Annotated in this window: 24 protein-coding genes and 1 pseudogene; 11 read left to right on the top strand and 14 right to left on the bottom strand. The window is 67.1% G+C overall.

Annotated features, from left to right (window positions below):
- Positions 1-3: 3 nt before the first annotated feature.
- On the bottom strand, positions 4-483 hold the full coding sequence (locus tag OVA11_RS04350) for a cupin domain-containing protein (RefSeq protein ID WP_268066336.1): 480 nt from the start codon (positions 481-483) through the stop codon (positions 4-6).
- 64 nt (positions 484-547) lie between these two features.
- On the opposite strand from OVA11_RS04350, the gene dapE reads away from it, so the two are divergent.
- Together dapE and OVA11_RS04360 are read left to right on the top strand one after the other, a co-directional pair.
- On the top strand, positions 548-1,708 hold the full coding sequence (gene dapE / locus OVA11_RS04355) for a succinyl-diaminopimelate desuccinylase (protein WP_268066337.1): 1,161 nt from the start codon (positions 548-550) through the stop codon (positions 1,706-1,708).
- Positions 1,709-1,725: 17 nt separating this feature from the next.
- Positions 1,726-2,646: a glutaminase gene (locus tag OVA11_RS04360; RefSeq protein ID WP_268066338.1), complete on the top strand. Its 921-nt coding sequence runs from the start codon at positions 1,726-1,728 to the stop codon at positions 2,644-2,646.
- 126 nt (positions 2,647-2,772) lie between these two features.
- Here the strand turns inward: OVA11_RS04360 and truA are convergent, their stop codons facing one another.
- Both truA and fmt read right to left on the bottom strand, forming a co-directional pair.
- Positions 2,773-3,516 carry a tRNA pseudouridine(38-40) synthase TruA gene (gene truA, locus OVA11_RS04365; RefSeq protein ID WP_268066339.1) on the bottom strand — a complete coding sequence of 248 codons (744 nt, stop codon included), beginning with the start codon at positions 3,514-3,516 and terminating at the stop codon, positions 2,773-2,775.
- A complete protein-coding gene (fmt, locus tag OVA11_RS04370; protein ID WP_268066340.1) occupies positions 3,516-4,442 on the bottom strand; it encodes a methionyl-tRNA formyltransferase in 927 nt (308 codons plus the stop codon). Before fmt ends, truA begins: the two co-directional genes overlap by 1 nt.
- 97 nt (positions 4,443-4,539) lie before the next feature.
- Between fmt and OVA11_RS04375 the strand changes: the two genes are divergently transcribed.
- On the top strand, positions 4,540-4,866 hold the full coding sequence (locus OVA11_RS04375) for a cell surface protein (RefSeq protein ID WP_268066341.1): 327 nt from the start codon (positions 4,540-4,542) through the stop codon (positions 4,864-4,866).
- Between the two features lie 10 nt (positions 4,867-4,876).
- Here the strand turns inward: OVA11_RS04375 and OVA11_RS19775 are convergent.
- The 9 genes and pseudogenes from OVA11_RS19775 to OVA11_RS04415 form a co-directional block, all read right to left on the bottom strand.
- Positions 4,877-4,982: pseudogene (locus OVA11_RS19775) on the bottom strand (hypothetical protein); the annotation flags it as partial.
- Positions 4,983-4,998: 16 nt separating this feature from the next.
- Complete coding sequence (gene dapD / locus OVA11_RS04380; RefSeq protein WP_268066342.1) at positions 4,999-5,844, bottom strand: 2,3,4,5-tetrahydropyridine-2,6-dicarboxylate N-succinyltransferase; 846 nt, start codon at positions 5,842-5,844, stop codon at positions 4,999-5,001.
- The gene (locus tag OVA11_RS04385; RefSeq protein ID WP_268066343.1) at positions 5,841-6,506 is read right to left on the bottom strand and encodes a pyrimidine 5'-nucleotidase; all 666 of its coding nucleotides are present in this window, start codon (positions 6,504-6,506) and stop codon (positions 5,841-5,843) included. Before OVA11_RS04385 ends, dapD begins: the two co-directional genes overlap by 4 nt.
- Positions 6,503-7,417, bottom strand: coding sequence for an acetylglutamate kinase (gene argB, locus OVA11_RS04390; RefSeq protein WP_268066344.1), 915 nt, complete (start codon positions 7,415-7,417; stop codon positions 6,503-6,505). Before argB ends, OVA11_RS04385 begins: the two co-directional genes overlap by 4 nt.
- Before the next feature lie 190 nt (positions 7,418-7,607).
- Entirely contained in the window at positions 7,608-8,066 is a 459-nt protein-coding gene (locus OVA11_RS04395; RefSeq protein WP_268066345.1) for a response regulator, read from the bottom strand.
- Between the two features lie 18 nt (positions 8,067-8,084).
- Positions 8,085-9,191: a photosensory histidine protein kinase LovK gene (lovK, locus tag OVA11_RS04400; protein WP_268066346.1), complete on the bottom strand. Its 1,107-nt coding sequence runs from the start codon at positions 9,189-9,191 to the stop codon at positions 8,085-8,087.
- Between the two features lie 173 nt (positions 9,192-9,364).
- On the bottom strand, positions 9,365-10,414 hold the full coding sequence (locus OVA11_RS04405) for a sulfate ABC transporter substrate-binding protein (protein ID WP_268066347.1): 1,050 nt from the start codon (positions 10,412-10,414) through the stop codon (positions 9,365-9,367).
- Positions 10,415-10,438: 24 nt separating this feature from the next.
- A complete protein-coding gene (locus OVA11_RS04410; protein ID WP_268066348.1) occupies positions 10,439-11,968 on the bottom strand; it encodes an OprO/OprP family phosphate-selective porin in 1,530 nt (509 codons plus the stop codon).
- Positions 11,969-12,229: 261 nt separating this feature from the next.
- The gene (locus OVA11_RS04415) at positions 12,230-15,487 is read right to left on the bottom strand and encodes an autotransporter outer membrane beta-barrel domain-containing protein (protein ID WP_268066349.1); all 3,258 of its coding nucleotides are present in this window, start codon (positions 15,485-15,487) and stop codon (positions 12,230-12,232) included.
- 163 nt (positions 15,488-15,650) lie between these two features.
- Here OVA11_RS04415 and OVA11_RS04420 point away from each other — a divergent pair, with 163 nt between their 5' ends.
- From OVA11_RS04420 to phoB, 6 genes are all read left to right on the top strand, one after another.
- Positions 15,651-17,066: a sensor histidine kinase gene (locus tag OVA11_RS04420; protein ID WP_268066350.1), complete on the top strand. Its 1,416-nt coding sequence runs from the start codon at positions 15,651-15,653 to the stop codon at positions 17,064-17,066.
- Between the two features lie 142 nt (positions 17,067-17,208).
- Positions 17,209-18,642 (top strand): phosphate ABC transporter permease subunit PstC, encoded by a 1,434-nt coding sequence (pstC, locus tag OVA11_RS04425; RefSeq protein WP_268066351.1) that lies wholly within the window; start codon positions 17,209-17,211, stop codon positions 18,640-18,642.
- Entirely contained in the window at positions 18,635-19,930 is a 1,296-nt protein-coding gene (gene pstA / locus OVA11_RS04430; RefSeq protein WP_268066352.1) for a phosphate ABC transporter permease PstA, read from the top strand. Before pstC ends, pstA begins: the two co-directional genes overlap by 8 nt.
- 59 nt (positions 19,931-19,989) lie before the next feature.
- The gene (pstB, locus tag OVA11_RS04435) at positions 19,990-20,823 is read left to right on the top strand and encodes a phosphate ABC transporter ATP-binding protein PstB (RefSeq protein WP_268066353.1); all 834 of its coding nucleotides are present in this window, start codon (positions 19,990-19,992) and stop codon (positions 20,821-20,823) included.
- A 25-nt stretch (positions 20,824-20,848) separates the two neighbouring features.
- Entirely contained in the window at positions 20,849-21,541 is a 693-nt protein-coding gene (gene phoU, locus OVA11_RS04440; protein ID WP_010918182.1) for a phosphate signaling complex protein PhoU, read from the top strand.
- A gap of 21 nt (positions 21,542-21,562) precedes the next feature.
- Entirely contained in the window at positions 21,563-22,255 is a 693-nt protein-coding gene (gene phoB / locus OVA11_RS04445; protein ID WP_096052721.1) for a phosphate regulon transcriptional regulator PhoB, read from the top strand.
- Here phoB and OVA11_RS04450 read toward each other — a convergent pair.
- Both OVA11_RS04450 and OVA11_RS04455 read right to left on the bottom strand, forming a co-directional pair.
- A complete protein-coding gene (locus OVA11_RS04450) occupies positions 22,228-23,085 on the bottom strand; it encodes a LytTR family DNA-binding domain-containing protein (protein WP_268066354.1) in 858 nt (285 codons plus the stop codon). The two genes, phoB and OVA11_RS04450, sit on opposite strands and share 28 nt — an antisense overlap.
- Positions 23,082-23,855 (bottom strand): DUF2306 domain-containing protein, encoded by a 774-nt coding sequence (locus OVA11_RS04455; protein ID WP_268066355.1) that lies wholly within the window; start codon positions 23,853-23,855, stop codon positions 23,082-23,084. The genes OVA11_RS04450 and OVA11_RS04455 overlap by 4 nt, the downstream gene beginning before the upstream one ends.
- A gap of 11 nt (positions 23,856-23,866) precedes the next feature.
- On the opposite strand from OVA11_RS04455, the gene purD reads away from it, so the two are divergent.
- Positions 23,867-25,144, top strand: coding sequence for a phosphoribosylamine--glycine ligase (gene purD / locus OVA11_RS04460; protein ID WP_268066356.1), 1,278 nt, complete (start codon positions 23,867-23,869; stop codon positions 25,142-25,144).
- 80 nt (positions 25,145-25,224) lie between these two features.
- The gene (locus OVA11_RS04465) at positions 25,225-26,307 is read left to right on the top strand and encodes a phosphotransferase (protein ID WP_268066357.1); all 1,083 of its coding nucleotides are present in this window, start codon (positions 25,225-25,227) and stop codon (positions 26,305-26,307) included.
- The last annotated feature ends 3 nt before the right edge of the window (positions 26,308-26,310 follow it).

Genomic DNA, 26,310 nt, shown 5'->3' on the forward strand with positions numbered 1-26,310 from the left:
AGACTACCGCGACCGCCCCTGATCCGTCTCGTAGGGCGTCCCGTCTCGACGCCGGTAGACGCTCTCGCCGTCGCGCAGCACCAGATCGATATCCGGATAGTCGCAGCCGTCCTCATCGGGCCGTCGCGAGCCGACTTCCAGCAGCAGAACGTCCCGATCCGACCGGTTCTGGAAGCAGTGGCCATTGGGGACGCCGGCCTTGAAGCCCGCGCAGTCGCCGGCTCGCATCACCGTCTCGCCGTCATTCTCGACCAGCACCACCTCGCCCTCGACCACCCAGGTGAACTCATCCTCGGCCGTGTGCCAGTGGCGCTGACTGGACCAGGCGCCGGGCGGCAGGCGCAGCAGGTTGACGCCGAACTGATCAAGCCCGACCGCGTCGCCCAGCTTGGTGCGGTGGCGCTGCAGGCAAGGCTGGTTGAACGGCGTGGGATAGGCCGTGCCGACGCGAGTGGGGGCGGTGGCGAGATCGATCTTGGGCATGACCTACCTTGGAACAAGCGTGCGAGATTTGCGCGGACGCAAGGGGAAGCTTAAAGCCTGCACCATGACCAGCCCCGCGCCCGTTTCCGTCAGCATCGACCCCGTCGAACTGGCTCAAGCCCTGATCCGCCGTCCCTCGGTAACCCCCGCCGACGCCGGCGCGATGGAAACGCTGCAGCGCCAGTTGGAGGCCCTGGGCTTTGCCTGCCGCCGCATGAAATTCGGCGAGATCGAGAACCTCTACGCCCGGCGCGGGACGGCGCGGCCGAACCTTTGCTTCGCGGGCCATACCGACGTGGTGCCGGTGGGCGACGACGCCGCCTGGACCGCCGGGCCGTTCGAAGCCGAGATCAAGGACGGGGTGCTGTTCGGGCGGGGCGCGGTCGACATGAAGTCGGCCATCGCCGCCTTCGTCGCCGCCGTCGCCAAGATCCCCGAGCATGCCGGTTCGATCAGCTTCCTGATCACCGGCGACGAAGAGGGCGTGGCCGAGGACGGCACGGTCAAGGTCGTGGAGGCCCTGGCCGCCGAGGGCGAGATTATCGACCACTGCATCGTCGGGGAGCCCACCTCGGCGAACCTGCTGGGCGACATGGTTAAGATCGGCCGGCGCGGCAGCATCAACGCCTGGATCACGGTCGAGGGCCGCCAGGGCCACGTGGCCTATCCGCACCGCGCGGCCAATCCGGTTCCGGTGCTGGTCGACATCCTGTCGGCCCTGAAGGCGCGGGTGCTGGACGAGGGCTATACCGGCTTCCAGCCGTCGAACCTGGAGATCACCACGATCGACGTCGGCAACACCGCCACCAACGTCATCCCGGCCTCGGCCAAGGCGCGTGTCAATATCCGCTTCAATCCGGCCCACAAGGGCAAGGACCTGGCCGCCTGGATCGAGGGCGAGTGCGCCAAGGCCGCGGAAGGCTTCGACGGAACAGCCAGCGCGCTGTGCAAGATCAGCGGCGAGGCCTTCCTGACCGAGCCGGGCGACTTCACGGACGTGATCGTCGCCGCCGTCACCGACGCCACCGGCCGCGCGCCGGAGCTGTCGACCACCGGCGGCACCAGCGACGCCCGCTTCATCCGGGCCCTGTGCCCCGTCGTCGAGTTCGGCCTCGTCGGCTCGACCATGCACCAGGTCGATGAGCGGGTCCCGGTCGAGGAGGTCCGTCAACTGGCTGACGCCTACCAGGCCCTGATCAGCCGCTACTTCGCGGCCTTCGCCTAAAGCCGACGGGGACGAGGATGAAGGCGCTCTCGATCCCCGACGTGCTGGCCGAGGTGGCGGTGCTGGTCAGGCCGCACTTCGGCAAGGGGCGTCCCGCCGACTACATCCCACAGTTGGCGACCGTGCCAGGCGACAAGTTCGGCATGGCCGTGCGGATGGTCGACGGCGGCGAGCATGTGATCGGCGACGCTGACGAGGCCTTTTCCGTCCAAAGCATAACCAAGGTCTTCGCTTTGGGGCTGGCCCTGAACCGGTTGGGCGACGAAACCTGGACGCGGGTGGGCAAGGAGCCCTCGGGCACGCCGTTCAACCACCTGTCGCTGTTGGAAGCCGAACAGGGCGTGCCGCGCAATCCGTTCATCAACGCCGGGGCCCTGGCGGTGACCGACGTGCTGATGGACGTCACCCGCGATCCGGCGGCGCTGGTCCGCGACTTCGGCGGTTTCCTGTGCGGGGAGCGGTTGGAGATTGACCCTGCGGTGGCGACCTCGGAACTGGCCCACGCCTGGCAGAACCGCGCCATCGCCAGCCTGATGCGGGGCAAGGGCACGATCACGCACGATCCCGAGGCGGTGGTCGCCGCCTATTGTAGCCAGTGCGCCCTCTCCATGAGCTGTCGCCAGCTGGCGCGGGCCTTCCTGCCGCTGGCCGCCGGCGGCTTCTCGCCGATCGCGCATGAGACGGTGTTCCCCGAACGCCTCACCCGGCGCCTGAACGCCCTGCTACTGACCTGCGGCATCTATGACAGCGTCGGCAGCTTCGCCTATCGCGTCGGCCTGCCGGCCAAGAGCGGGGTGGGCGGCGGCATTGTCGCGGTGATCCCCGGCAAGGCGACGGTCGCGGTGTGGTCGCCGGAGCTGGACCGGTTCGGCACCAGCGTGGTCGGCACGGCGGCGCTCGAGGCGTTCAGCCAGATCACCAACTGCTCGGTGCTGTAGGGCGGGTCACGTGCCCCCACCTGACCTCGCTTTGCGAGGTCGTCCACCCCCGGAGGGGGCGGAAGGTCGCGCCGGATCCTTCTTCCCCCCATGGGGGAGGAGGGCCAAGGGCCCGGAGGGGGCAAGTCAGTCCCCGTACCCCACGCCCACCAGATAGAGCCCATCCGCCGGCGCCACGGGCCCACACTCGCGGCGGTCCTTGGCCTCCAGCGCGGCTTTGACGTCGTCCACCGTCCAGCGACCCGCGCCGACCTCGACCAGCGTGCCGGTCATCGAGCGGACCTGGCGGTGCAGGAAGCTGCGGGCCTCGAAGTCGAGGTGGATCTCTTCGCCCACCCGCCGCACGCGGGCGACGTCGAGGGTCTTCACCGGGCTCTTGGACTGGCAGTGCATGTCGCGGAAGGTGGTGAAGTCGTGCAGGCCAATGAGATGCTGCGCGGCGGCGTGCATGGCCTCGTGGTCGAGGTCCTTCTTCATGTGCCAGACGCGGCCCTTGTCGAGCGCCGGCGGGGCGCGGCGGTTCAGGATCCGATAGAGATAGCGCCGCTCATTGGCCGAGAACCGCGCGTGCCAGTCCCCCTCCGCCAACTCGGCCGATAGGATCGAGACCGCCTCGCGCGTCAGGTGGGCGTTGAGTGCGTTGAACACCGTCTGGGCCGGCCAGTCCTTTTCGAGGTCGACATGGACGACCTGGCCGGTGGCGTGGACGCCGGTGTCGGTGCGGCCGGCGGCGGCGATCCGCACGTCCTGCCCGCAGAAGGCCTTCACCGCCGCCTCGATCGCGCCCTGCACGCTGGGCAAGGTCGCCTGGGCCTGGAACCCCGCATAGGGGCGGCCGTCATACTCGACGAGGAGGCGGTAGCGGGGCATCAGGCCAGGACCGTTCCCGCCGGGACCGGGAAGCCGCGCGTGAAGATTTCGGCGTCCTGGACGCCCTTGCCCTCGCGCTGGGCCTTGAGCAGGCGGATTGCGCCTTCCCCGCAGGCGATCAGCAGGGCGTCGTCCAAGGCCGTTCCCGGCGCGCCGGACGCGGCCTCGACGCGCGACAGCAAGGCCTTCACGCGGACAGGACCTTTCTCCGACGGCGCCTCGAGCCAGGCGCCGGGGAAGGGCGAGAGGCCGCGGATGTGGCGATCGACTTCGGCGGCGGGCCGGCTCCAGTCGATGCGGGCCTCGGCCGACTTGATCTTCTTGGCGTAGGTGACGCCCTCCTCGGCCTGGGGCGTTTCCTGGACGACCTCGCGCTCGATGGCGGCCAGGGCCACGGGCAGCAGGCGCGCGCCGACGGCGGCCAGCTTGTCGTGCAGGGATGCGGCGGTGTCGTCGGCTGCGATGGCCACCTGCTCGGACATCAGGATCGGCCCTTCGTCGAGGCCCTCGCTCATCCGCATGACCTGGACGCCGGTGACCGCATCGCCGGCCATGATCGCCCGCTGGATCGGCGCGGCGCCCCGCCAGCGCGGCAACAGGCTGGCGTGCAGGTTGAAGCAGCCGTGCTTGGGCGCCTCCAGCACGTCCTTTACCAGGATCTGGCCGAAGGCCACGACGACGGCGGCGTCGAGGTCCAGCGCCTTGAACGCCTCGATCTCCTCCGGGGTCTTCATCGACACCGGCGTGCGGACGGTCAGGCCCAGACCCTCGGCGAAGGCGTGGACCGGTGAGGGCTTCAGCTCCTGGCCGCGTCCGCGCGGGGCCGGGGGCTGGGAATAGACGGCGACGATCTCGTGGCCCGAGGCGACGAGTTCGGCGAGGCAGGTGACGGCGAAATCGGGAGTGCCGAGGAAGGCGATGCGCATGGCGGGGGTTTAGCGGGCTCGAGCCTCGGACGCAAAGCGGAGTCGGAACCGGGGCCTGGGTGCTCCGTTATCCAGCCGACCAACAAGGAGCACGACCATGCGCTCCAAGCTGATGCTGATCGCCGCCGGGGCCGCCGCCCTGTCGCTCGCCGCCTGTTCGCAAGAACACGCCGCCGGGGTGAAGGAAGGGGCCAAGGCCGCTGCGTCCGACGTGAAGGACGCGGCCCATGAGATCGCCAACGACCCCGATGTCAAGGAAGCCGGGACGGCGATCAAGGAAAGCGCCAAGGAAGCGGGCGCAGAGCTCAAGGAAGCCGCCGGCGAGGCCGGGCAAGAGCTCAAGGAAGCCGGTAAGGACTTGAAGCAGGACGCCAAGGAAGGCGCCGCCGAGAGCGAGAAGCAACTGAATGAGGCGGCGAGGTAGGTCGTCATTAAATCCTCCCCCTGGCGGGGGAGGTGTTCGCGAAGCGAACGGAGGGGGGAGGAAGCCCGATAGGACGAACTTCCCCCTCCGGCCTTCGGCCGCCTCCCCCATTTGGGGGAGGATTTTGGGAGATCAATCCCGCAGCAGGTCGTTGATCGAAGTCTTCGACCGCGTCTGAGCGTCCACCGTCTTGACGATCACGGCGCAGTAGAGGCTGGGACCGCCGTTCGGGTCGGGCAGGTTGCCGGGAACCACGACGCTGTAGGGCGGGACCTTGCCGATGTGGACGGCGCCGGTCTTGCGGTCGACGATCTTGGTCGAGGCGCTGATGAACACGCCCATCGAGAGCACCGAGCCTTCGCCGACGACCACGCCCTCGACGACTTCCGAGCGGGCGCCGATGAAGCAGTTGTCCTCGATGATGGTCGGGTTGGCCTGCAAGGGCTCCAGCACCCCGCCGATGCCCACGCCGCCCGACAGGTGGACGTTCTTGCCGATCTGGGCGCACGAGCCGACCGTCACCCAGGTGTCGACCATCGTGCCTTCGTCGACATAGCCGCCGATGTTCACGAACGAGGGCATCAGGATCACGTTCTTGCCGATGTGGGCGCCGCGACGGACGATGGCGCCGGGCACCGCGCGGAAGCCGCCGGCTTCGAATTGCGGAGCGTCCCAGCCGTCGAATTTGTTCGGCACCTTGTCCCACCAGGGACCCACGCCGCCGCCCAGGGCGCCCGAGCGCATCACGGTGTTTGGGTTCAGGCGGAACGACAGCAGCACGGCCTTCTTCAGCCATTGGTGCGTGAACCACTCGCCGTCGATCTTCTCGGCGACGCGGGCCTCGCCGCTGTCGAGCAGGCGCAGGGCCTCGTCGACGGCGGTGCGGACGGGACCGGTGGTCGCGGCCGAGACCTCGGCGCGGGCCTCCCAGGCGGCTTCGATCTCGGTTTGCAGATCAGACAGGCTCACGGCGGTCATGCGGGGCTTCCTTGCAGGCGCGCCGAGCTCAGGAACTCGGCGAGATCGTTGGTGCGGAAATGGACGTGTTCGGAGGTCGAGGCGGCGGCGTGCGGGCCGACCAGCACGGTGGTCATGCCCAGGCGCGAAGCGGGAACCAGGTTCTTTTCGCTATCCTCGAAGAAGGCGGTCATCGGCGGATCGATGTCGTGCAGCTTGCAGATCCGGTCGAAGGTGGCGAGCGCCGGCTTGGGCACATAGTCGGCGGTCTCGATCGCGAACAGCTCGGAGAACAGGTCCCGCAGGTTCAGGTGCGCCAGCACCCGCTCGGCGTGGCCGACCGAGCCGTTGGTGAAGATCAGTCGCCGGCCGGGCAGGGCGGCGATCGCCGCGCGAAGGGCCGGATCAGGCGTCAGGCAGTCCAGCGAGACATCATGCACCTCGTCGAGGAAGCGCGAGGGCTCGATCCCGTGATTGGCCATCAGCCCGGCCAGGGTGGTGCCGTGCTCGGTGAAATAGCCATGCTGCAGGGCCCGCGCCTCGTCGCGCGGCAAGCCGGTCTCGCGCGCCACGAAATCCGTCATCTTGGCCTCGATGAGGCCCATGAACTGGGTCTCGATCGGGTAGAGCGTGTTGTCGAGGTCGAACAGCCAGGTGTCGACGTGGGAAAGGTCCGCGCTCATCGCTTGATGAGCGTGCCCGCGCCGTGCTCGCTGAACAGCTCGACCAGCATGGCGTGCGGGCGGCGGCCGTCCAGGATGACAACAGCCTCGACACCGGCTTCGATCGCGTGGATGGCGTTCTCCAGCTTCGGGATCATGCCGCCGGTGGCCACGCCCGTGTCGATCAACGCGCGCGCCTGTTCGATCGTCATTTCACGGATCAGTTCGCCGTTGCCGTCGAGCACGCCCTTGATGTCGGTCAGCATGAGCATGCGCTTGGCCTTCAGCGCGCCCGCCAGCGCGCCGGCCACCGTGTCGGCGTTGATGTTGAAGGTGTCGCCAGCCGGCGAAACGCCGATCGGCGCGACGACCGGGATATAGTCGTGCTCCGAGGTCAGCAGGGCCTCGATCAGCTGCGGATCAACCTTCGTCGGTTCACCGACAAAGCCAAGGTCGACGGCCTGCTCGATATTGCTGTCGGGGTCCTTCTTGGTCCGGGTCACCTTTTCGGCGGTGATCAGACGGGCGTCCTTGCCCGACAGGCCCACGCCGCGCACGTCGGCTTCGGCGCCGGCCAGCGTGATCCAGTTGGCGATTTCCTTGTTGATCGCGCCCGAGAGAACCATCTCGGCGACTTCCATCGTCGCTTCGTCAGTAACCCGCAGACCGTCGACGAAAGTCGACTTCACGCCTGCCTTATCGAGCATACGGCTGATCTGCGGGCCGCCGCCATGGACGACCACCGGATGCACGCCCAGCAGCTTCAGGAGCACCGCGTCGGCGGCGAAGACCTTGGCCACATCTTCCTGGCCCATCGCGTGACCGCCGTATTTGATCACCACCGTCTCGCGGTCGTAGATCTGGATGTAGGGCAGGGCCTCGGCCAGGGTCTTGGCGGTGGCCCAGCCAGCTTCCTCGGCGACGTCGGTCAAGGCGGCGGTCCTCGATGCGGAAAAGAGCGGCGCCTCGATAGCGGACCCCGCCCCCCCTGTCATCAAAAACGACGGCGCTGAATCCTCTGGCGGCGCGATCGAGCCGACGCTTCAACATGAGGATGGCGGTGGACATCGGCAGGTATGCCGGGTTCGGCGGAACCGCGAGCCGCGAGGCCCAGCAGCCGGATCAAGTCAGGGTGTCGACCACGCCCCACCGGTCTGCGTAGGCCGGAGCGAGGGTGAGGCCCGCCGGCGCCGGTCCGGGCGCGTGTCCTACGGTCAAGCAAATGGCCAGATAGCCCAGGGCGCTCTTCACCCCGTGTCCGGAATAGGGCTTGCCGATCACCCCGCATGCGCCGGCGAAGTCGTCAGGCAAGCGCTTGACATTGGCGGTCATGAACAGGGCGACGCCGCCGCAATCCTTGGCGATCCTGCGCGCCACCTCCACACCGGTAGGCCCATCGCTGAGATGAACATCGATAAGCGCGAGGTCAGGATGCAACTGCCGGGCCAGCGTCACGGCCTCGTCCGAACTCATGGCGCAGCCGAGCGAATGGAAACCGGCCTCCTCGATCAGATGTTCCAGCTCGATGGCGAGAAGCATCTCGTCTTCGACAATCAGAACATCGAGCGCTGGCCGGCTCATGATCAAAAGCGTCCTTGGCTATTGCGTCCCATTGATGGGCAACAGAACGACCACGCGGGTTCCAGGTTCCGCATCGGTGGCCTCCCATTTCGCCTTCAGCTGCTGGCAGAGCAGCTGGACGATCGTGAGGCCGAAGCCGGAAGCCCTGGTTTCCCTATCCTGACCAACGCCGTCGTCGGTGATTTCGATCCGGAAGTCGCCGTTCAGGCGCGATAAACCGACAAAAATGCGGCCGCCGCGGCCCTCGGGAAAGCCGTGCCGCAGGGCGTTGGTCAGCAGTTCGTTGACGACGAGGGCCAAGGGGGCGGCCTTGGCGGCGGGGATTTCGACGCGCTCGAGATCCAGTTCAACGCGGATGTCGTCACGCATGGCCGATCCCATCAGGTCGGCGACCATGTCGCGGATAAACGCCGAGACGTCGAAGCGCTCCACGTCCTCGCTCTGGAACAGGCGTCGGTGGACGGTCGCAATGGCGTTGACCCGGCCCAGCATGCCTTTCAGCGACGCCTTGACCGCCGGATCGGGCACGCGCCGGTTCTGGAGCAGCAGCAGGCTTGAGATGAGCTGCAGATTGTTCTTCACACGGTGATCCACCTCATGAAGCAACGCGGTCTTCTGTTCGAGCGCCTCGGTCAGCTCCCTTGTCCGCTCTTCGACCACCTGCTGCAGACTGTCGCTGTGGTCCCGAGCGCGGAGCTCGACGACCTTCTTGCCGGTCACGTCCACCTGCGAGCCGAAGAAGTAGACAAGCTGGCCGGCGTCATTTCGCACGGGCGACATATTGAGTGCGTTCCAGAACGGCGAGCCGTCCTTGCGGTAGTTCAGGAGATCGACAGCGATATCCTCTCCCGCCGCCAGCGCGTCACGCACCGCCTGGATCGCCTTGGGGTCGGTGTCTGGTCCCTGCAGGAACCGGCAATTGCGGCCGATCACTTCGTCGCGGGCATAGCCCGTCAGGCGCAGGAAGGCGTCGTTCGCGAAGATGATCGGAATGTCGGGCTGGGTGGCGTCGGCGACGATCATGGCCATGCGGGTGGCGCTGATCGCTGCGGCGAACGGGTCGTCGACGCCATATCCGGCGGCCAGTCGCTCGCCGGCCCGGCGCGATTCCGAATAGTCTTCCAAGGCTAAGCTCCCACCTCCCCGTGGACGCTCAACGTACCCGATCTTGTCGAGTTCCCAACAGAGGTTGCGCCCCGGCGTGAGGACCCGCCGGACCTGGAGCCTTTTTAGCTGGCCGCTGCGGTGATCGGGGGCTCGCCCGGACTTCCCGGAACAGGCGAGCCTCGAGGCCGGCGTTACTTCGGCCGATAAATCCGGTCGAAGGCGCCGCCGTCGTTGAAGTGCGTCGCCTGGGCCTTCTTCCAGCCGCCGAAGGTGTCGTCGATCGTCACCAGCGGGATCTGTTTGTACTTGCTGGCGTACTTGGCGGCGACGGCCGCGTTGCGCGGGCGGTAGTGATGCTTGGCGATGAGATTCTGAGCGAGCGGGCTGTAGAGGAAGTTCAGATACCCCTGGGCCACGGTTCGGGTCTTGCGACGATCCACGTTCCTGTCGACCAGAGCGACGGTCGGCTCGGCCAGGATCGACAACGACGGATAGACGATGTCGAACTTGCCCGGCAGTTCCTCCTGGGCGAGGTAGGCTTCGTTCTCCCAAGTCAGCAGGACATCACCGATGCCGCGCTGGGTGAAGGTGGTGGTCGCGCCGCGTGCGCCCGTATCAAGGATCGGGACGTGTTCGAACAGGGCCTTCACATAGGCCTCGGCCTTGGCGGCGTCGCCGCCCGGCTGTTTGAGCGCCCACGCCCAGGCCGCCAGATAGTTCCAGCGCGCACCGCCGGAGGTCCTGGGATTAGGCGTGATGACCTCGACGCCGGGCTTGATCAGGTCGCTCCAGTCCTTGATCTTCCAGGGATTGCCCTTGCGGACCAGGAACACGATCGTCGAGGTGTAGGGCGCGGAGTTCTGCGGCAGCCGCGATTGCCAGTTGGCGGGCAGCAATCGGCCCTTGGCGGCGATTTCGTCGATGTCATAGGCGAGCGCCAGGGTGACGACATCGGCCTGCAAACCGTCGATCACCGATCGGGCCTGCTTGCCCGAGCCGCCGTGGCTTTGGTTGATGGCCAGGGTCTGACCGACGCGCGTCTTCCAGTAGGTCGCGTAGGCCGCGTTGATATCCTTGTAGAGCCCCCGCGTCGGATCATAGCTGACATTCAGCAGCGTGACGGGCTTGGGTTGGGCATTGGCGACACCGCTAAGCGCGGCTGGGGCGGCGAGCGCGCCAAGGCCGGCGGTAGCGGCGCCGAGGATACCTCGTCGCGTAGGTTTGTCAAAATGACGAGCCATGAAGTGTCCTCGGAGCTGTGACGGTTAGAAGACGTACTGTGTTCGGACGGACCAGATATCGAGATCCTGGCCGACCTGCGCCCCTGCGGGCGGGGTTGAGCCGGCGACGAAGGCCGTGCCGCCCGGCGAGAGGCGATCGACCTCGACATTGCGGTACGCGGCGGAGAGCGAAACGACCGAATTGAGGTACCAGTTCACGCCCAGCGACAAGATGTTCTGCTCGCCGCCACGGATCGCGCCGGCGACGGGCGAGGAGCCCGCCGGGCCCGCCAGATAGTCGAGGTCGAAGTTCGAATAGCGCGCGGCGAGTTCGATCGCGCCCCAGTTACCCTTCTTCAGGTCGAAGGGCTTGGCGGGGCGCGGCGCGTCGAAGCCCGCGGTCGCGGTGCTGTAGCGGCGAGCCTCGCCGGTCAGGGTCCAGCCGGCCTGGACGTACCAGCCATTGAACTTCGGATCCGGCAGCGTGCTGCTGCGGCGCTTGACCTTGATGTCGAAGTATTCGGCCTGAACGAAAACGTTCTTGCGCATCGCGCCGAACTCCAGACCGATCGCGGTCAGGCTGTCGGCGTCGATATTGCCCGTATCAATCAGGCGGGCGCCATCGACGCGCAATTCAGGTCGATCGCGCAGGCGCAGGTTGCTGATGGCGCCGCCTGTCGCGGCGACGTCCGGACCGCCCTTGGCGGGATGGATGACAAGGTTGGTGTTAACCCCGGTGTGGACCAGCCAGCCATCGCCCTTGAAGGGGACAACCGAGAACCGGCCGACAGCGCCGAGTTGTTCGTCGAACGTCTGGGTCGTGACGGTGTTACCGGTGACGGCTGCGGAGAAGTTCCAGCGTTCGCCGCTATGGAACACCCCGATCGTCGCGCGGCCGTCGCCGCCTGCAAGACCTCGGACCGTTTCGGCGACCGACGCCCGCTCGGGGAAGAGCGATCCGGTGAAGCTTGCTGCGTCTTCTAGGCTGGTGGGGTGCGGATAGAAGCCCGCCCGGACTTTCACCGGCAAGCCGCTGTATTGAAGCCAGGCCGAGGAGATCTTCCCGGCCTCTTCCGTGCCGGAGCCGCCGAAATCGTAGACCATGTTGTAATCGAAGGCGCCGAAGACCTTGCCTTCGACGCCCAGGCGAGCGCGGCGGACGTTTACGCCGTCGGAGAGATCGCGCACGCGGTCGTTTTCGGTCGCGTCGCCGAACGAGCCTCTGCGGAAGTCCGTGGCCAGGGGGCCAGCTGGCCTTTGGTCGTAGCGCGCGGCGTCGGCCTGGAAGAAGCCGCGGATCGACGCTGAGAACGCCCCGTCGCCGGTGGAGAAGGTCGGGCGCCCGTTCGCCATGCTGACGGTGGTCGCGCTCTGAGCGGCTTTGGCGTCCTTGGTGGTGGCGGCCTTCAGGTCGGAGACCTGCTTTTGAAGGGCCTGAAGTTGCGCCTCAAGCGCGGCGATGCGGGCGGCGGCGTCGTCGGGCGACGAGGTTTGGGCCGACGCGGCGCCGGCGGTGATGAGTAGGGAGGCGCCCGCGATCAACGCGGCGCGGAAGGCAGTCTTGGCAACGGTCATCGTTAGTCCCCTCTCGGCGCGCAGCGCGAGCCGACCTGCCGAGCCTAAGGGAGACGATTAACCCCAGCTCGGGAATAGAGATTAAGGGAGTCGGCCCCGAGATTTTCTTGAGGCGCGACGAAGTGTCGCGAAAAAAACCGCGAATCTTCCATGGAATCAAACGGTTGAAGCGATTAACAATCCGTTCGCGCAAAAGGCCGCCTCGGTCTCCCGAAGCGGCCTTCTGCACAGATACGTAGCCTTGAGACGATTTGACGCGGCTTAGAACATCGCCCGACCAGAGAGGCGCAGATTGTAGCGCTTCTGCTTCTTGGCGGCTTCGACGCCGCCCTCCAGCGCCAGGTACGACATGGGCGTACCCGCCCGCAGGGCGAAGCCGGCGGTGAGCGCGCCTTGCTTGTCGTCCATCGCGGCCATCGAAAACACGTTGCCGCCCTTGAAGCGCGCCACGGTGTCGCCCACCGAGCCCGCCAGCGTCTGGCGGTAGCCGACGCGGACTTCCGGACGCCACCACACTTGCTTGCCGAAGTCAGCGCCCATCACCACGCCCAGTTCGCCGCTGAGGTTGCTGGAGGTGCGCTTGTCGACGGTCAGGTCGAAGGCGTCGCCACCGCCCGTTTCGGCGCGCTTGCCCTCGCGCAGCCAGACATAGTCGAGGCGACCTTCGGGGCGGGCGAAGAACCGGCCAAACTTCTGCTCATAGGCCATGCCGGCATAGGCGTTGGCGGTCACGCCGTTCCAGTCGGCGCTGTTTTTCAGGACCAGGTCCGCAACGCCGTCGCCGTTGGCGTCCGGCGCGATGAAGCGGCGATCACCTTGGAAGAAGGCGTAGCCCAGGCCACCGCCGGCGTTGAACCGCCAGCCGCCGATGGAGCGCCGCCAGTAGGCGCCGCTCTGCACGAACGAGGCGGTGGTTTGTTCGCCGACCTTGGCGACCGTGTCGTGCTCTTCGATGCTGACATAGGCCAGGGTCAGGCCCAGCGCGCCGCCGGCGTCGCCCATCGCTTCATAGCCGCCCACGAAGCCAAACGCTTGGGTGTCCGAACCGAGGGTCTGGTCGGTGTCGCGACGGGTCAGCGAGTTGATCTCCTGCACCCAGACGCTGTCGGGGCCGTAGCGATCGCCTGGATCCGGGCGGAACATGGTCGCCGCCGAAACCTGCTGGTTGACCGTTTGCAGCGCGGCGAACAGGCCTTCGCCCTGGTCGGGCAGCATCTGGTCGTAGAGGTCGCGGAAACCGTCACGCGAGTTCTGGTTCAGGAAAGTCGCGGCGAGGGTCGAGTCCGCGCCCAGCGCGCTGAACACGGCGTCATAGGCCGAGCTTTCGGCCTGATTGAAGCCGATCTCGGCGGCGGTGCGACGACGCACGTCGATATAGACGTTGTTGGTGTCGGCGCGGCTGGTCGCCACGTACAGGTAGGGCGACTCGGCCAGCAGGCTGTTGCCGATCGTACCGACGCTGATGTTCGAGCCCTGGATCACCGTGAACGTCGTCGGCTGCTTGACCAGATTGGCCATGCGGATGCCGAGTTCGGCGCCGGAGGCGATCGACGTCGCGCCCGAAACGACCAGCTTGGTGTTGGTTCCCGTTGTCGGGTCGGCCGAGAACAGAAGCTTGGCCTTGCTGCCCAGATTCACGCTCGTGACGTTGAGGGTGTCGCTGTTGGCGATCGCCAGGCTGCCGTTGGCGATCGAGATGTCCAGTTTGCCGTCGGTGTCGTAGAGCTTGCCCACCGCGATGGCGCCGCCGTCGATCGACAGACGGTCCTGGCCGGCCCCGAAGGACATTTCGCCCAGCAGCGTGCCGCTCCAGAGGTTCAAGGTGTCGGCGCCGGCGCCGAACAGCACGTCCCCGATGGTCGACGGCGCGACCGTGGTCGTCGACGAGGTGGCGCTGGTGGTGGTGTCGGTGCTCGGGAAGGTGCTGGTCGAGGTGAAGTCCGCGGGCCCCGATTGGGTGAAGTTGACGCCCAGAGTGTTGGCGCGCAGATCCAGCGCGATCGTACGGCCCGTGGCGGTGACGCTCGCCACCGTTCCGTCGGCCTTGAAAGCCGGCGCGGCGACGGTCGCCCGGATCGAGCCGGTATTGGTGATGGTCCGCAGGGTCCCGGCTTGGTCGAGCACGGCGATCGCGTCGCCGGTCTCGCCCGTACGCGTGGCGGTGATGCTCCCGGAGTTGCCCAAGCTGCTCGCCGAGGCGCCGGCGGCGATCACCAGGCCACGGGCGCTGGCGGTGACGCCGGATCCGGCGAACGATGCGGCGTTGGCGGTCAGCGCGCCGCGATTGAGGATCGAGGCCGCCGTAGCGCCCGAATTCAGCACTACACCGGTGGCGTTGGCCTCGTAGGAGGTCGCGGTGATCTGTCCGTCGTTGCGCAGGCCGCCGACCAGCGTGGTCGTCCGCTCGCCGCCAGCGCCGATCGAGACGCCGGTGGCCGAGACGCCATTATAGACGCCCGCTGCGGAGATGGCTCCCTTGGCGATCAGGCCATAGGCGTTGTCGCCGGATCCGACCGCGCCCAAGGTCACGTTCTGACCGGCCGAACCGATCTGCAGCGCGGGGGCCGCGCCGAAGACGTTGATGCTCGAGGTCCCGGTGCTGCTCGACGAAATCGTTGTGGTCGTCGTCGTGCCGTCGCTGTTGACCTTCGTCGAATAGTTCAGGCCCTGCAGAAGGACCCCGCCGCCGACGTCGCCGCCGATGCGCACCGTCGGCCCGCCCTGTTGCAGGTCGTCGGCGTCCAGCTTGCCCAGAGCGTCCGTCGTCGAGGGGCGCGAGGTGTAGCGATAACCTGTGGCGCTGGTCGCCCCTTGCAGGACAAGCGCGCCCGAAACGTTCGCATCGATCGCCTGGGCGACGGCGTTGACGCCTTGGACGTTGATCTGGCCGCCCAAGGTCACCTTGCCCGTGACGGGCGAGGCGATTCGCACGCCATAGGCGTTGTCGCCCGTGACGCTGATCGATCCGAGATTGGTGACGTTCCCGACGACGGGACCTTCCAGCAGCACGCCGGCGGAATTGTTGCCCTCGATGCTGATGATGCCGGTCGAGTCGTTGATGATGTCGCCGGTGAAGGTCCCCGCATTGGTCAGGCGAACGCCAAACCGGTTGGCGCCCTGGGCGAACACGCCGTCGAGGTCGCCGTCGGAGTCGCTGTCAGAGGCGGTGTAGTCTTCCAGCAGCGAAATCGTGGCCGAGTTGGTCAGGGCGCCGGTCCTGCCGCCGATGATGAGGACGCCCACGCCGTCATTGACGCCGGTGGTCGACAGCGTCCCGAGATTGGTGACCTTGTGGTTGCTGTCGATCGTCACGATCGCGCCGGCCGCAGTCGGCTTGATCGAGCCGTCGGCGGTGATGCGGATGTCGTCTGCGGCCGTTCCGGTCGCCGTGCTGGTGGCGATCGGCGTCGTGCGCGCGTTGGAGACCGGGGTCTCGGCCGAGGCGGCGAAACCCATGGCCAGGAGAGGAGCGGCCGCGACTGTCGCGACCAGGACCTTGCGCTGCATTACGAACGACACCTCGATAGAAACCGGGCCACTAATTCGGGTCACGATGCGGCGAAAATACGGTGAGTCCCGCTCGCAACACGCACTAGGGCGTCAATCGTCTATCGCATGGCTTGGCGGGGCGCCATATCTGCTTCGTCGAATCGCCTCTCGCTTGAATCGGTGAAGCCCCACGATGCCGCTGGCGAACACACCCCAGACCGATCTCCGGCGCGATCCCGCCGGCGCGCCGTGGTCTCTGTGGATCGGGCCCGGAGCGCTTCTGGGGCTGGCCGCGAGCGGCTTGGCCGAGCCCATGCCGGCGGTGCTCGCCGCCCTGGCGGTGGGCGGCGCAGGCGTTTTCCTGAACCGGCGAAAGGCCGTCGCCGCAGGTGTCGCGCCCAACGCCCTGGTCCAACCCGTGGCCAAGCCGGTCGAGCCGCCGTTCGCCGCCATCCTGGATCGTCTGCCCGATCCGTTGATGGTGATCGCCGCCGAAGAGGCTGACGATCTGACGGGGCGACGGTTTCTGTTCGCCAACGCCGCCGCCCGAGAATTGTTCAAGATTCAGCACGCGGGAGCGTTGCTGGTCACGGCGGTCCGTCATCCGCGCGTCCTGGAAGCTGTCGATGAGGCGCTCTTCGGCGGGATCGAGGGGATGGCCGAGTTCGAGACTGGCGGCGTCCAGGGACGATCCTGGCTGGCCTACGCCCGTCCGCTCAAGGAAACGGTCGGGCGATCCCGACTCGCTCTGCTGGCCCTGCGCGACGAGACAGACGCCCGGCGCAGCGAGCGCACACGAGCCGACTTCCTGGCCAACGCCAGCCATGAGCTGCGCACGCCGCTCGCCTCGTTGTCCGGCTTCATCGAGACGCTACGGGGGCACGCCAAGGACGACCCAGGCGCTCGCGACAAGTTCCTGGCCATTATGCTGGCCCAGGCTGAGCGGATGTCGCGCCTGATCGACGACCTGATGAGCCTGTCGCGGATCGAGCTGAACGAGCATATCGCGCCGCTGGGACGCGTGGACCTCTCCATGGCCGTGATTGACGTGATCGACGCCTTGGGGCCGCAGGCGCGCGACAAGGCGCTGACCTTTGACCCGATCCTGCCGCCGCGCGGCGGCGCAGTGGTCGACGGTGATCGCGACCAGATCATCCAGGTAATTCAGAATCTCGTCGATAACGCCATCAAGTACACGCCCAGCGGTGGTGTCGTGCGGGTCGAGGTCTTTCCCAGCTTGGCTGCGGAAGCGGCGGCGGCGGCCCGTGATCCGTCGGCGCCGCGGATGTCGCTGCTGACGCCCGATCATGATCCCGTCGAACGATACGCCATGCTTCGCGTCATCGATCGTGGCCCAGGGCTGGCGCGCGAACATCTGCCGCGTCTGACCGAACGGTTCTATCGGGTCGAAGGTCAGAAAAGCGGCGACCGCTCGGGCACGGGCTTGGGGCTGGCCATTGTCAAACACATCATGAATCGTCATCGGGGCGGGCTGACGGTCGAGAGTGTTCAGGGTGAGGGGGCCGCCTTCGCTGTCTACCTGCCCATGGCTAAGGGCGAGGCGGGGGTGAGCGCGATGACCCCCCCAGCGGAAGCGGGAAGCGCCTGACTTTCGGCCGACCGCCGGTCGTTGTCGTCAAACTGTCATGTAATTGTCGCATAAGCACAGCGCCGGACCCGCATAGACGGACCGGGGGAGGACCCGCGATCCTGCGTGGTCCTCGACAACTCGCGCAAGATTAGCCTCACGCATGCTGACCTGGCTTTCGCTTATCGTTCTGGCGCTGTTTTCCAGCGTGGCCTTCGCGGCCGGCCGTCGCCGCGCCAAGACCGCCGCCGCTGGCCGCGCCCGAGTCCTGCATTCGCTGCCGGACTACTACGGCGCCTATGTCGCCCTCTGGGCGGGTATCCCCGCCGCCCTTCTTCTGCTGCTGGGTGTCATGTTCGGCGGTCGCGTCGAGGACGCGATCCTGCAGTCGACCCGTCCCGCCGCTGTTCAAGCGCTGGAGCCGGACCGCCAGGCGGTGTTCTACAGCGACGTTCGCGCGATCGCGGCCAAGCAGGCTCCGTCGGAAGTCATCTATGAGGGCGAGCTGAAGGTCGCGCTGGACGCCAAGGTCGTCGAGGCCAAGCGCATTGAGACCCTCCTGAACACCGGTATGCTCGGGGGCGCCGGGGTGCTGGCCCTGGCGGGCTTCCTCTTGGCCTTCCCGCGTATCAATCCCGAGTTCCGCGCCCGAAATCGCGTCGAGGGCTGGACCAGCGTGCTGCTGATCGCCTGCTCGGTCGCAGCCGTGCTCACCACTCTGGGCATCGTGATGTCGCTGGTCTGGGAAAGCTGGCGCTTCTTCCAGAGCGTGAACCCGCTTTCGTTCCTGTTCGGAACCGAATGGAGCCCCCAGATCGCCATGCGCGCCGATCAGGTCGCGTCCACCGGCGCTTTCGGGGCGGTGCCGCTCTTCGCCGGCACGTTCCTGATCATGCTGATCGCCATGCTGGTGGCCGCCCCTATCGGTCTCTATTCGGCGATCTATCTCTCGGAGTATGCCGGGCGCACCGTCCGGGGCGTGGTCAAGCCGCTGCTCGAGATCCTCGCTGGCGTGCCCACCGTGGTCTATGGCTTCTTCGCCGCCCTGACCGTGGGTCCGCTGTTCCGCGCGGGGTTCAACGCCATCGGCGCGGCCTTGCCGCCCGGCCCGCTGGCCACCTACCTGATGGAAGTCCAGAACCAGATGGCGCTGGTCGCGGGCGTGGTGATGGGGATCATGCTGATCCCGTTCGTCTCCTCGCTGTCGGACGACATCATCAACGCCGTGCCGCAATCCCTTCGCGACGGCAGCTACGCCATGGGTGCCACCAAGTCCGAGACGGTCAAGAAGGTCGTCCTGCCGGCGGCCCTGCCCGGCATCATGGCCGCCATGCTGCTGGCCGTGTCGCGCGCTGTCGGCGAGACCATGATCGTCACCATGGCCGCCGGCCTGCAGGCCAAGCTCACCGCCAATCCGCTCGATACGGTGACCACCGTCACCGTCCAGATCGTCACCTTGCTCACCGGCGACCAGGAGTTCGACAGCCCCAAGACGCTGTCGGCGTTCGGTCTGGGCCTGACCCTTTTCGTGGTCACCCTGACCCTGAACATCGTCGCCCTGCGCATCGTCCAGAAGTACCGGGAACAATATGACTGACGCGAACCTCGGCGCGGCCGCCCCGCGCCAGACCCTCTCGGCCGCCGAAGCCCGTCTGAAGAAGCGCCACCGCGCCGAGCGTCTGTTCAAGGCGCAGGGCGTCGCTGCGATCATCATCGCGATGATCTTCCTGGTGGTGCTGGTCGGACGGATCGTGACCCAGGGCTATTCGACCTTCCAGACCCACACGCTCTCGGTGCCGGTCTATCTGAACCCCGAGCGGATCGACACGTCCGACCTGTCCGGCGTCAACTACGACTACATCGTCGCCGAGGCGGTGATGAAGAAGCTGGGCGTGCAGGACGACGACTTCGGCACGATCTCGACCAAGGTCCAGGACCTGGTGTCGCGCGACTTCGGGTTCCAGCTGCTCAACAAGCTGAAAGCAGATCAGACGCTGATCGGTCAGACCGTGACCGTGACGGGACCGCTGAAGGCGGACGCGGATCTGTACTTCAAGGGCCAGATTGAGCGTTCGACTGATGAGGGCGACCGCAAGCTCGACAACCAGCAGCTGGACTGGCTGGACAAGCTGCAGAAGGATGGCGCGATCACGTCGGGCTTCAACACCGGCTTCTTCACCCATTCCGACTCGACCGAACCGGAACAGGCCGGCGTGTTGGGCGCGGTCGTGGGCTCGGCCATGATGCTGCTGATCACCGCCCTGATCTCGGTGCCCGTCGGCGTGCTGGCCGCCGTCTATCTCGAAGAGTTCGCGCCCAAGAACCGCTGGACCGACATCATCGAGGTCAACATCAACAACCTCGCGGCCGTGCCGTCTATCGTCTACGGCCTGCTGGGTCTGGCTCTGTTCATCAACTGGCTCAACGTGCCGCGCGGCTCGCCGCTGGTGGGCGGCCTGGTGCTGGCTCTGATGGCCCTGCCGACCGTGATCATCGCCACGCGCTCGGCGCTGAAGGCCGTGCCGCCCTCGATCCGCGAGGCCGCCCTGGGCGTCGGCGCCAGCAAGACGCAGACGGTGTTCCACCATGTGCTGCCGCTGGCCATGCCCGGCGTGATGACCGGCGCCATCCTGTCGCTGGCCCACGCCCTGGGCGAGACCGCGCCGCTGCTGATGATCGGCATGGTCTCGTTCGTGCCCGGCGTTCCGGAAGGTTTCACCAGCGCCGCCACCGTTCTGCCGGTGCAGGTTTTCATCTGGGAGAACGCGTCTGAACGCGCGTTCCACGAGCGCACCGCCGCCGCGATCATCGTCCTCCTCGTCTTCATGATCGTCATGAACGCCGCCGCCGTCATCCTGCGTCGCCGCTTCGAGCGCCGCTGGTAGGCTTGTCCATGACCTCGATCCTGAACCCCCTTGCTTCGCCCCTCCTCCAGGGACACGCCATGACCGTCCAAAGCCCCGACGACTCCACCCGCGCCTCGGCGACCTCGACCGCCGCGCCGGCCGCTCCGGCGACCGCCGATCCCAAGATCAAGGCGCGCGGCGTCAAGGTCTTCTATGGCGACAAGCAGGCCCTGTTTGATGTCGATCTCGACATTCCGGCCAAGTCGGTCACCGCCTTCATCGGGCCGTCGGGCTGCGGCAAGTCGACCTTCCTGCGTTGCATCAACCGGATGAACGACACCATCCCGAGCGCGCGCGTCGAGGGCTCGATCCTGATCGACGGCGCCGATGTCAACGCCAAGAGCGTCGACCCGGTGGTGCTGCGCTCGCGCGTCGGCATGGTGTTCCAGAAGCCCAATCCGTTTCCGAAGACCATCTTCGAAAACGTCGCCTATGGCCCGCGCATCCACGGCCTGGCCACCGGCAAGGCCGAGTTGGAGGCCATCGTCGAGAGCAGCCTCAAGAAGGCAGGCCTCTGGAACGAAGTCGCCGACCGCCTGCACCAGCCCGGCACCGGCCTCTCCGGCGGCCAGCAGCAGCGTCTGGTGATCGCTCGCGCCATCGCCGTCTCGCCTGAGGTGATCCTGATGGACGAGCCCTGCTCGGCCCTGGACCCGATCGCGACGGCCAAGATCGAGGAACTGATCGACGAACTGCGCAGCCAGTTCTGCATCGTCATCGTCACCCACTCGATGGCCCAGGCCGCCCGGGTGTCGCAGCGCACGGCGTTCTTCCACCTCGGCAAGCTGGTCGAGAGCGGCCCGACCGAGGAGATGTTCACCAATCCTCGCGACAGCCGCACCCAGGACTACATCACCGGCCGCTTCGGCTGATCCAGGCGCGCGGGAGAAAACAGAGATGACCGAACATACCGTCAAATCCTACGGCGAAGAGCTGGCTCACCTGACGGCCGAAGTCACCCGCATGGGCGGCATCGCCGAGAGCCAGGTCGCCGACTGTATCGCCGCCATCGCCCGCCGCGACGGGCCGCTGGCCCAGGCCGTGGTCGCCGGCGACGAGCGTTTGGACACCCTGCAGTCCGAGATCGAGCGTAAGGCCTTCCGCCTGATCGCGCTGCGCCAGCCGATGGCGGTGGACCTGCGTCACGCCGTCGCCGCCCTGAAGATTTCGATGAGCCTCGAGCGCTGCGGCGACATGGCCAAGAACATCGGCAAGCGCGCCCTGATCCTGACCGAGGCTGACCCGATGAGCGCCCTGACGCGCTCCATCGAGCGGATGGGCAAGCTGGTTCAGGGTCGTCTGAAGGACGTGCTCGACGCCTACACCACCTCGGACCTGCAGCGCGCCATCGGCGTGTGGAGCCGCGACGAGGAAGTGGACGAGCACTACAACGCGATTTTCCGCGAGTTGCTCACCTACATGATGGGCGATCCCCGGACGATCAACGCGTGCACGCACCTGCTGTTCGTGGCCAAGAATCTCGAGCGGATCGGCGATCACGCCACCAACATCGCTGAAATCATCCATTTCGAGCTGACGGGCGAGGAACTGACCTCGCAACGTCCCAAGCTCGACGTGCTGTCGCAATAACTCTGGAAGAGGCGGCCTGAAGTGACTCCCTACGTTTTGGTGGTCGAAGACGAAGACGCTCTGGCCACTCTGCTCCACTACAACCTCGACAAGGAGGGCTACCGCGTCGGCGTCGCCGGCGACGGTGAGGAAGCCCTGATCATGGCCAATGAGCGGGCCCCGGACCTGGTCATCCTCGACTGGATGCTGCCCAAGGTCTCGGGCATCGAGGTCTGCCGCCGCCTGCGCGGCCGCGCCGAGACGCGCAACGTGCCGATCATCATGCTGACGGCGCGCGGCGAGGAAACCGACCGTATCCGGGGTCTCGACACCGGGGCCGACGACTATGTGGTCAAGCCCTTCTCGATGGTGGAACTGACCGCCCGGGTCCGCGCCGTGCTGCGCCGGATCCGTCCAGGTCTGGCCGACGACCGCATCACCGTCGGCGACATAATCATCGACCGCGTCGCCCACCGCGTGAAGCGGAGCGGCAAGGAAATCCATCTTGGCCCGACCGAGTTCCGTCTGCTGGACTATCTGATGCAGCATCCGGGGCGGGTGTTCAGCCGCGAGCAACTTTTGGACGCGGTCTGGGGCTCCGACGTCTATGTCGAGGCCCGCACCGTTGACGTCCACATCGGTCGTCTCCGCAAGGCGCTGAACGGCACGGCCGACGCGGATCCCATCCGCACCGTGCGTTCGGCGGGCTACTCGCTGGATATGGACGCGGCCTGAGGGTCTAAAGCCTGTCGGCCGAGACGTTTGAGCAACGCGTCCCGGTAGGTTCGGCTGGTCACGACCTCCGCGCCGCTGGCCAGGGTCAGCCGCCAGGACCCGTCGGACAAGGGCTGGGCCTGTGAGACCTTGGACAGGTTGACCAGCGCCGAGCGGTGAGCGCGGGCGAAGAGGCGCGGATCAAGCCGCGCCTCGAGGCTCTGCAAGGTCGCGCGCATCAGGCCCTCGCGTCCATCCCAATGGACGACCACATAGTTGTCGGCCGCGCCGAACCATTCGACCGCCGTGATGTCCACTGGGACACGGCGTGCGCCGGCCATGACCATCAGGCGTTCAGCGACGTCCAAGACGGGCGTGGCGCGGGCTTCGGCGAGGGCGGCCTGCAGGAGCGCATTGCGCGCGCTTGCTTCGGCGGCGCGGCGGTGGTGCGCAGCGGCCAGGCCGACCGCGACGATGGCGGTATGCAGCAGGATGCAGACTGGCGCGCGACCCAACGCCCTCTCCGCGAGGTCGCCCCCGCCGGCGAAGATCTGGTCGATCAGGCTGGCGACCAAGGCCTCCAGCGGCACGATGACGAGGCCTGTGGCGAAGGCGGCCAGGACGCCTCGGAACCCGGCTCCGAACCGCCGTAGCACCAGCCAGACGACGCCGATCACGGGCAACCAGGCGGCATAGATCGCCCCTTGCCAGGCCAGCGACTGCTCGACGCTGAGGACCCGCCCATCGGCCAGGGCGAAGCGGCGGGCGAACCAGGCGGCGCAGATAGTCGTCGCCAACCAGCTATAGGCCGTAAGGCCCGCGACGCATGCGGTGGTCGGCGCCGCCCTCACGCGGGCGACAAGCGTTTGCGACGCACCACCAGGGCGGCGACCCAGACGATCGCCGCGGGTTGAAACAGCAGGGTCGGCCAGAGCTGGCTCCATGGCGTGGGCAGGAAGGTCAGGAAGTTTCCCGAAAAGGCGCTGAGCACCGCGCCATAGGCGCTCAGCATCTTCACAAGATGCTCGTACGTCCAGAGGTCCGGCGAGAACGGCCATGCCGTCGGCTGGATGAACCGCCAGAGGTCCCATCCACCATAGAGGAAGCAGGCGTAGACCAGCGCGATCGTAGTGGTCTTGGGGCTGTCCGTTCTACCGCTTAGCAGAAGACCCAGAACCCAGACCCCCACCGCGATGACCGTCAAAGTCGCGATCCAGTCCAGCCGCGTGGCGCGCTGATGCGGATCGAGATCGGGCCGCTTGCGCCTGAGGACCCGTACGCCCGAGAAAACGGTCAGGGTGGCGGTCGAGGACAGGGCGGCGAAGTAGGCGTTGAAGCGCAGGGCTGTCATGACCCAGGCTGCGGCAAGCATCAGGCCCATCAGCATAACAAAGACGCGGCCCCAGCGCCGATGCCATTGCGAGCCCTTGGTCGTGCAGAGGGGCAGGAGACCCGCGCCGACGAGGATCAGGCCGCAACTGATGTGCAGGGCGAGGGCGGGGGAAAAGAGCGCGTCCATGGGCCCCTTCTGCGGACGGCCGGCCTCGTCGCCAGCGCGATGGGGCCAATGGCGGCCTGCGGGGGCGAGAGCGCGCTTGACCCGATGCCGGTCGCACGTCACACCCCGCGCTCATGGAAAAGCTGACCATCCTCCTCGTCGGGTCCGGCGGGCGCGAGCACGCCCTGGCCTGGAAGATCGCCCAGTCGCCACTGTGCGGCCGCCTTGTCGCGGCGCCGGGCAATCCAGGCATCGAAGCCGTAGCCGAGCTGCGGGCGGTCAAGGCGACCGACGCCGACGGCCTCGTCGCTCTGGCGAAGGAGATCGGCGCGGATCTGGTGGTGGTCGGTCCGGAGTCGGCGCTGGAGGTCGGCCTCGCCGACAAGCTGGCTGAGATCGGCGTGCCTTGTTTCGGCGGCAGCCAGCGCGCGGCGCAGTTGGAGACCTCCAAGGCTTTCACCAAGGACTTCTGCCAGCGCCACGGTCTGCCCACGGCGGCCTATGGCGTCTTCGAGGAGGTGGCCACGGCCAGCGCTTTCCTCGACACCCTTGAAGCGCCGTTCGTGATCAAGGCCGACGGCCTGGCGGCCGGCAAGGGCGTGGTCATCGCTCCCGATCGCGCCGCGGCCGACGCCGCCGTGATCGACATGCTGGGCGGCCGTTTCGGCTCGGCAGGGGCGCGGGTGGTGATCGAGGAGTTCATGCACGGCGAGGAGGCCTCGCTGTTCGCCGTCTGCGACGGCAAGACCGCCGTCCTGTTCGGCGCGGCCCAGGATCACAAGCGGGCCTATGACGGCGACGAAGGCCCCAACACTGGCGGCATGGGCACCTATTCGCCGCCCCCGGTGCTGACGGAGGCCCTGATCGACCAGGCCTGGCGGGAACTGATCGTCCCGACCGTCGAGGGCATGGCCGCCGAGGGCAATCCGTATGTGGGCGTGCTGTACGCTGGCCTGATGCTGACGCCGACGGGCCCCAAGCTCGTCGAATACAACGCCCGCTTCGGCGATCCCGAGTGCCAGACCCTGATGCTGCGGCTGGAAAGCGACATCGTGCCGATCCTGCTGGCGGCCGCGAAGGGCGAGCTGGCCTCGGCCGAACCGCCCAAGTGGCGCGACGAGGCGGCGATCTGCGTCGTGCTGGCCGCCGAGGGCTATCCCGACGCGCCCAAGACCGGCGGCCGCATCCAGGGCGCCGACAAGGACTTCGGCGCCGGCGTCGTGGTTTTCCATGCCGGCACGACGCGTGAGTTCGAGGGGCGGCTGGTGGCCTCGGGCGGTCGGGTGCTGAACGTCTGCGCCCTGGGCGAGACCCTGGTCGAGGCGCGAGAGTCCGCCTACGCGGCTCTGGAGAGCATCACCCTAGACGGCGGCTTCTATCGTCGCGACATCGGCTGGCGGGCGTTGGGCTGACGGTTCCGCCGCGAGAGGCTTGCCACCTACGCCGCACCCTCTAAACTCCCCATTCAAACAAGCGTTGGGGAGAAAGCGCCATGGCCGAAGCCGCCGAACAGTCCGCCCAGGATCTGAACTCCGGCACCAAGCCCGTCGACCCGCGCCATGCGATCGACGAGGCCAAGCTGGCGGCCTGGCTTGAAGCGAACGTCGAGGGCTACGCCGGCCCGCTTGAGGTGCGCCAGTTCAAAGGCGGGCAGTCGAACCCGACCTATCAGCTGGTCACGCCGGCCCGGAAGTACGTCCTGCGCCGCAAGCCGCCGGGCAAGCTCCTGCCCAGCGCCCACGCGGTGGACCGCGAGTACAAGGTGATCTCGGGCCTGAACAAGGCCGACTTCCCCGTCGCCAAGGCCTATGCGCTGTGTATGGACGAGGACGTCATCGGCACGATCTTCTACGTGATGGAGAACGTCGAGGGCCGCATCCTGTGGGACGGCACGCTGCCCGACTATCAGCCGGCCGAGCGGCGGGCGATCTACGAGGCCCAGATCGACACCCTGGCGGCCCTGCACACTGTCGACTACGCGGCCGTCGGCCTCGCTGACTACGGCAAGCCCGGCAACTACTTCGCGCGCCAGATCGACCGCTGGACCAAGCAGTACAAGGCCAGCGAGACCAAGACGATTGAGGAAATGGACCGTCTGATGGAATGGCTGCCGGCCACCGTGCCGGCGGACGACCAGACCTCGATCGTCCACGGCGACTATCGCCTCGACAACATGATCCTGCACCCGACCGAATCGCGCGTGATCGCGGTGCTGGACTGGGAGCTGTCGACCCTGGGCAACCCCTTGGCCGACTTCAGCTATTTCCTGATGAACTGGGTGATGCCGTCCGATCAGCGCGGTGGCTTGTCGGGCGTCGATGATCTGACCGCCTACGGTATCCCGACCATCCCCGAGGCCGTGGCCCGCTACTGCAAGGCCACCGGCCGCGACGGCCTGCCGGAACTCGACTGGTATTTCAGCTACAACCTCTTCAGACTGGCCGGGATCTGCCAGGGTATCGTCGGCCGCGTCCGTGACGGCACCGCCGCCAGCGCCCATGCGCAGCTGATGGAGGCGCGCGTGCCGGTCCTGGCCAAGGGGGCCTGGGACTTCGCGCGCAAAGCGGGGGCGTAAGGA

Source organism: Caulobacter sp. SL161 (assembly GCF_026672375.1).
GTDB lineage: Bacteria > Pseudomonadota > Alphaproteobacteria > Caulobacterales > Caulobacteraceae > Caulobacter.